This window comes from Geodermatophilus aquaeductus, assembly GCF_900182545.1.
In the GTDB taxonomy this organism is placed as follows: domain Bacteria; phylum Actinomycetota; class Actinomycetes; order Mycobacteriales; family Geodermatophilaceae; genus Geodermatophilus; species Geodermatophilus aquaeductus.
In genome coordinates this window covers 143,195-149,428 of sequence record NZ_FXTJ01000011.1, presented here as the reverse complement: position 1 = coordinate 149,428, position 6,234 = coordinate 143,195, and the positions used below count along the sequence as shown (strand labels likewise).

The 6,234-nt window shown below is 74.2% G+C and carries 4 protein-coding genes; all 4 read left to right on the top strand.

Going from position 1 to position 6,234, the window contains the following annotated elements:
- Window positions 1–634 precede the first annotated feature (634 nt).
- The 4 genes from mobF to FN207_RS21680 all read left to right on the top strand — a co-directional run bounded on the left by mobF (window position 635) and on the right by FN207_RS21680 (window position 6,225).
- A complete protein-coding gene (gene mobF / locus FN207_RS21695) occupies window positions 635–4,255 on the top strand; it encodes a MobF family relaxase (protein WP_246066253.1) in 3,621 nt (1,206 codons plus the stop codon).
- A gap of 162 nt (window positions 4,256–4,417) precedes the next feature.
- Window positions 4,418–4,645, top strand: a complete 228-nt coding sequence (locus tag FN207_RS21690) for a helix-turn-helix transcriptional regulator (protein ID WP_142460526.1) — start codon at window positions 4,418–4,420, stop codon at window positions 4,643–4,645.
- 169 nt (window positions 4,646–4,814) lie between these two features.
- Entirely contained in the window at window positions 4,815–5,033 is a 219-nt protein-coding gene (locus FN207_RS21685) for a helix-turn-helix domain-containing protein (RefSeq protein ID WP_142460525.1), read from the top strand.
- A 97-nt stretch (window positions 5,034–5,130) separates the two neighbouring features.
- Window positions 5,131–6,225, top strand: coding sequence for a site-specific integrase (locus tag FN207_RS21680; protein WP_185938480.1), 1,095 nt, complete (start codon window positions 5,131–5,133; stop codon window positions 6,223–6,225).
- Window positions 6,226–6,234: the final 9 nt, after the last annotated feature.

Here is a 6,234-nt window from a genome sequence, read left to right as displayed (position 1 = left end):
GCCCGCCGCCACGCCCGGACGGTCATGCGTGTCGGCGGAGCGCTGCTGATCGTTCTGGGCATCCTGCTCCTGACCGGCTGGTGGGACGCCCTGATCATCTGGCTGCGGGCCTGGCTCGGCGCGACGGGGCTCGGCACGTCCTCGCTGTGATCCGAGCCAGCGGACCGATCGTGCGCAACGACCTCAGCTCACGGGTTTGGGCTCCAGCAGCGGAAGCGGCCGGACTTCCGGCCGACGCTCATGGACATGACCTTCGTGGCTGGGGCGCCACCATCGCCGCCAGGCATGGAGCCACCACCGAGGAGCTCCGGGACCAGGCGCCGGCATTGATGATCGGCGCCTCCCCCCGTAGGGCTCGGGCGCTCCGCCTCAAGGTCCCCACCAAGCGTCCGGACACAATGATCGCGCCTTGCGCTCGCGACAGCGTCCATAGCCACTGACAGCCATCTACCAGCCCGGCATGTTGGACGCCCTGATCTCGCAGTCAACAGCTGCCACCGCCGTCACTCGCCATGCAAACATTTGCTGCAGAACGGCACGCATGCTACCAATATGGGTAGTCCGGGTCCCGCTTCGCGGGGCCCATCGCCGTTTCTAGGGGTGACCTGTTGGTCATTGTTGGGTGGCGTTGAAAATGCACGGCGGAATCAAGGTCTACACCGGTCCGCCGGCGGCTGCCCGGACGTACCTGGAGGCCGATCGCGGCCGGCCCGATGACTACTACCTGGCCGAGGGCACCGGCCTGGCCCGCCGCTTCACCGCCCGCGACGGGCGGGTGCAGGAACGTGCGGCGCTGACCGGAGGGACCTACGAGACGTGGGTGGCCGGCTGCGACCCGGACACCGGCGAGCCACGAGGGCGGCTACGCACCGACGAGCGCGCGGTGCGGTTCGTCGAGGTCGTGGTCAATGGCCCGAAGTCCTGGTCGCTGGCGGCCGCGGTACACCCGGACATCGCCGCGGCCTACGACGCGGCCCAGGACCGCGCCGCCACCGAGATCGTCGGCTGGCTGGCCGGGCACGCCACCACCAGAGTCGGCCCGCGCGGCGGCCAGGTGCAGGTACCGGTCCAGGTGCTGGAGGCGGTGACCGTGCGGCACCACACCTCCCGCGCCGGGGATCCGCACCGGCATCTGCACCTGCAGATCGGCGCCCGGGTGTTCGCCGCCGGAAAGTGGCGCGGGCTGCACACCGTCGGCGTCCGAGACTTCCTCGCCGCGATCAACGGAATCGGGCACGCCGCGGTCGGCTGCGATCCACAATTCCGGGCCGCGCTGGCCGCCCACGGCTTCACCGTGGATGCGACTGGAGAAATACTGGAGCTCGCCGAGTACGTCGGTCCTTTCTGTGCGCGGGCAGCGCAGATCGGGCGCAATTTGGACCGCTACGAACGCGACTGGATCGCGGCGCACCCCGGCGAACAGCCCGGCCCGGCGCTGCGGCGGGCGTGGGATGCCCGGGCGTGGGCCGACGGCCGCCCGGACAAGGTGACCCCCCGCTCGGGCGCCGACCTGATAGCGCGCTGGCGGGCCGAACTGGCCGCACTCGGCTACCGCGACCCCGACACCCCGGTGGAACTACGGCCCGCCTCGGTCGGCGCCCTCGACCGTGACCGCGCCGTCGACCGCGTGCTGAGCCGGCTGGCCGCCGGCCGGTCGGCGTGGAACGCCGCCGACGTGCGCGGCGAGGCCGAGCGGCTCATCGCCGCGGAGGGTGTCGTGGCCGAGGCCGCGGTGCGCAGCGAGCTGGCCGAGGACCTCACCGCCCGCGCCCTGGCCCGCTGCGTCCCGCTGCTGCCGCGCGACGGGGTCCCCGAGCACGTCCGGGCCTGGACCTCGCCGGCGGTGCTTGCGGTCGAAGCCGATCTGTCCGCCCGCCTCGCCGCCCGCGGCACACACCCTGGGTGTGACGTCGACCCCCGGCCGGACCTGGCGGCCGGCCTGGAGCGGCTGGATGCCGGGCAGGCCGCCACCGCGGCCGCGCTCGCCGGGACCCGGCCGCTGGTCGTGGTGGAGGGCGCGGCCGGCGCCGGTAAGACCACCACCCTCGCCACCACCCGCCGCTTCCTCGCGCAGCAAGGCCGGGGGCTGCTGGTGGTCACCCCGACCTTGAAGGCGGCCCGGGTCGCCTCCGCCGAGGTCGGCAGCGCGGCCGGGTCGGCGGCCTGGCTGGCCTTCCAGCACGGCTGGCGCTGGACCGATGACGGGGCCTGGACCCGGCTCACCGCCGGGCAGGCCGACTCGGTCACCGGCGCCGTCTATGCCGGACCGGCCGAGGAGGCGCGGCTGTTCCCCGGGGATCTCCTCGTGGTCGACGAAGCGGGCATGCTGGACCAGGACACCGCCCGCGCCCTGCTCACCGTTGCCGACGAGTGCCGAGTTCGCATGGCGCTACTCGGTGACCGCCACCAGCTCGCGGCGGTCGGCCGCGGCGGCGTCATCGATCTAGCCCTCCGCGCCGCCGACCCGGCCGCCCGCCTGACCCTGGACACGGTGCACCGGTTCGTCCGTACCGACGATGCCGGGCGCACGGTGCCCGACCCCGAGTACGCCGAGCTGACCCTGGCCATGCGCGCCGGCGTCGATCCCGGTGCGGTGTTCGACGCGTTGTGCGCCCGCGGCCAGATCCGTCTCCACCCCGATCCCGCCTCGCCGCAGGAGACCCTGGCCGCCATTGCCACCACGGCCTACACCGAGGGCCAAGAGCTGGCGGTCGTGGTGGACACCCGCGAGCAGGCCGCCGAGCTGGGCGCCGCCATCCGGGACCGGCTGGTCGCCGACCGCCGCGTCGACGACACCCGGACGGCGACCACCCGGGCCGGGCAGCGGATCGGCGTCGGCGACCGGATCGCCACCCGCCGCAACGACCGCACCCTGGGCGTGGCCAACCGCGACACCTGGACCGTCACCGCGGTCGGCCCCGACGGCGAGTTGGTTGTCACCCCTTCTGACACCGTTCCTGCCGACGTCACCCCCGGTGTCACCCCAACCGGCGCAGCAGGCCGGCCGCTGCCCGCCGACTACGTCACCGCGCACGTCGAACTGGCCTACGTGACCACCGCGCACGGCGTCCAGGGCGACACGGTCACCGCCGCCCACACCGTGATCGGCCAGCACACCGGCGCGGCCGCCACCTACGTCGGCATGACCCGCGGCCGCCTCGCCAACACCACCCACCTGGTCGCCACCGATCTGGCCGAGGCGCGGGCGCAGTGGATCGCCGTGTTCCGCCGCGACCGGGCTGACCTCGGCCCCGCCCACGCCGCCGAGCTGGCCGCCGCCGAGGCCGCCCGCTACGCGCGGCCCCGGCCGGTCGACCAGGTCCTGGCCGAGCTGCAAGAGGCGTGGACGGCCGAGCAGCGCTGCCTGGACCGGCTGGCCGTCGAGGAGCCGCTGCGCGACAGGCTGCGCACCGTCGTCGCGCTCGAGGCAGGCCGGGCCGACCGGCTCGAGGCGCTGGAGGCGGCCTATCGGCAGGCAGCAGCCGGCGCCGAACACGCCCGACAACAGGCTGAGGTCAGCGGTGCGATCGTCACCGCAGAGGCAGACCGGATCCGCGACGCGCTGCTCGGCGGCTGGGACGCCGAGTGGACAGCCGCACGCGAGGCCGCCCGCACCGTGCTGGCCGGTCCCGGCCGGCTCGGGCTGCGGCGGGCCACCGTCGCCCGCGCCGGACAGCAGCTGACCGACTGGGCCGACCGCTGGCGCACCCACCTACCGGAGCTCCCCGCCGACACCCACCACATCGCGCAGGTCGCCGGCCGGTTCGACGACCGGCCGGCGACATGGGCGGCGTTCGACACCGCCGCCCGCCGCGCCACCGAAGGCGCCCACCCTGAGTACGCCGAGCTTCGCGCGGCCGTCGATGCCGCTCAGCACGCAGTCGAGCAGGCTCGGCAAGCTCTGGCCGAGGCCCGCCGTCAGCGCGATGAACAGCTCGCCGGCTTCGGTGCCGTGGCCTGGGCCCCCGATCCCGCCGGCCGGCTCGCCGACCTCGACCGCAACATCGCCGCCGACCAGCGCAAGCTGATGGCAGCACGGGTCCGCATCGCCCAGCTGCAGGCCGAACCGGCCCTGGCCGCCCAGTCGGCCGACCGGATCGCACGAGAGCGGGACGCCTGGCGCGTAGCCCACCGCCGGCCGGTCCAGGCGATCCCCCGGCGGTCAGCGCCTGCCGAAGCCGGGGTCGGTGGTCCGCAGCTGCGGCACGAGCTGCCCCCCAGCAGTCGTGGTGTCGGCCCGTCCCTCGGGCGCTGACCGAGGGAGTCTCCAGTAGCGAGACGCAGACTCGGCAGGAGAAGTACCGCAGGGGGACCGGAGCCCGTCGGAAGAAGGTGGCTGGTAGCTGTCACCAAACGCCCCGAAAGACCGCCCTCACAAGCGAAGGCCCACACACGCCGATCAGATGCGGAGTCCGCCATGCCCCCGCCCGACACCGGCCGCGAGCCCGACCTGCTCACCATCACCGAAGCAGCCGAGCTCGTCCGCGCCCCCGTCGCCACCCTGCGCTACTGGCGACACCTGGGCACCGGGCCGCGCAGCTTCCGCCTCGGCCGCCGCGTCCTCTACCGCGCCGACGACCTCCACAGCTGGATCGACGCCCAGCACGACGGCCCGAGCGCCCCCGGCCGGGGCGTCCGGCGGTGAACCCGCGCCACCACTGGCGCACTCACCAGAGTGCGGGGTGCACTGCCCGCCAGGCCAGTGCACCCCTCTGCGGCCCGCTCGGGCCGTGCGGGAGAACCTCGGAAGGTCACCCGGGCCCCCCTCGCGGCTGGTGCCCCTGAACATGGTCCGGACGACCCAGGGAGGGGCCATGCCACAGGCGTCCACCGACGGGCACGTGCCCCTGGGCGACTTCGGTCAGCTGCTCACCGTCGGCCAGGCGGCCGAGTACCTGGGCACCGGGCAGCGCTTCGTCCGCCGCCTCATCAGTGAGCGGCGGATCCCCTACGTCAAGCTCGGCAAGCACGTGCGCCTCGAGCGTTGCGCGTTGGACGCCTTCGTGGCGGCCGGCCGGGTGCCCTGCCGGTAGGGCGTCGACCGGCGGCCACAGACCAGTTCCCTGCAGAGCTGAAGGCGGCCAAGGTCGGAGCATGCGAGCAAGCAGCAGCAGGAGGCGCTTCGGTCGCGTGCGCAAGCTGCCCTCCGGCCGGTGGCAGGCCCGCTACCCGGGCCCGGACGGCCGGGACCGGTCAGCACCGAGCACGTTCGCCACCAAGACCGACGCGGCACGCTTCCTGGCCGTGGTCGAGGTCGACATGGGTCGCGGCGTGTGGCTCGACCCCTTGCGCAGCGGCGTCACGCTCCGCGAGTACAGCCAGGCGTGGCTGGCCGAGCGGACCGTTCGAGGTCGTCCCCTGGCCGTGCGAACCCGCGAGACCTACCAGCACTCCCTCGACCGCTGGGTGCTCCCTGCGCTCGGAGGCCTGCCGCTCGACCGGATCACCCCGGCCGCGGTGCGGCGGTGGCACGCCGAGACGAGCGCAGCCACCGGACCGACGGCGACCAGGCAGGCCTACGCCCTCCTCCACGCTGTCCTGGCCACGGCCGTCGCAGACGACGCGCTCCCCCGGAATCCCTGCCGGATCAAGGGTGCGGGCCAGGCACGCAGTGACGAGCGACCGCTGCTGGACGTCGACCAGGTGCAGCACCTCTCCGCGCACATGCCCGAGAACCTCCGGGGCCTCGTCGGCCTGGCCTTCTGGGCGCACCTGCGCCTCGGCGAGCTGCTGGCCCTCCGCATCGGCGACATCGACGTGGACGCCGGCACCGTGGCCGTGCAGCGGCAGGTCGTGGAGACGGACGCGGGCCCCGTGGAGGGCCCACCGAAGGCGGGTAGCCAGCGCGTCGTCCATCTCCCCCCGCAGGGCGTCTCAGCACTGGCCGAGCACCTGAAGACCCGCTCCCCGGCGCTGCCGACCGCTCGGCTGTTCGTGCGGAGGGACGGAAGAACCCTCCGCGCCCATCACGTGCACGCCGCCTGGAGCACGGCCCGGCGAGCAGCCGACCTGCCCGACGTCCATCTGCACGACCTGCGGCATGCGGGACTCACCCTGGCGGCGCAAAGCGGGGCGACCCTGGCCGAGGTCATGCGACGTGCCGGCCACTCGTCGTCCCGCGCGGCGATGATCTACCAGCACGCGGCCGAGCGGCGCGACGCCGAGGTCGCGGCTCGACTGGGGCGCCTCGCAGCGGGCACCACCTCGAACCGTACGGGCACGTAGCGGGCACGC

What these genes read in the sequence shown, in the direction of transcription:
- mobF (WP_246066253.1), top strand. Translation starts at nt 635, where the DNA reads ATGCACGGCGGAATCAAGGTCTACACCGGTCCGCCGGCGGCTGCCCGG.
- FN207_RS21690 (WP_142460526.1), top strand. Translation starts at nt 4,418, where the DNA reads ATGCCCCCGCCCGACACCGGCCGCGAGCCCGACCTGCTCACCATCACC.
- FN207_RS21685 (WP_142460525.1), top strand. Translation starts at nt 4,815, where the DNA reads ATGCCACAGGCGTCCACCGACGGGCACGTGCCCCTGGGCGACTTCGGT.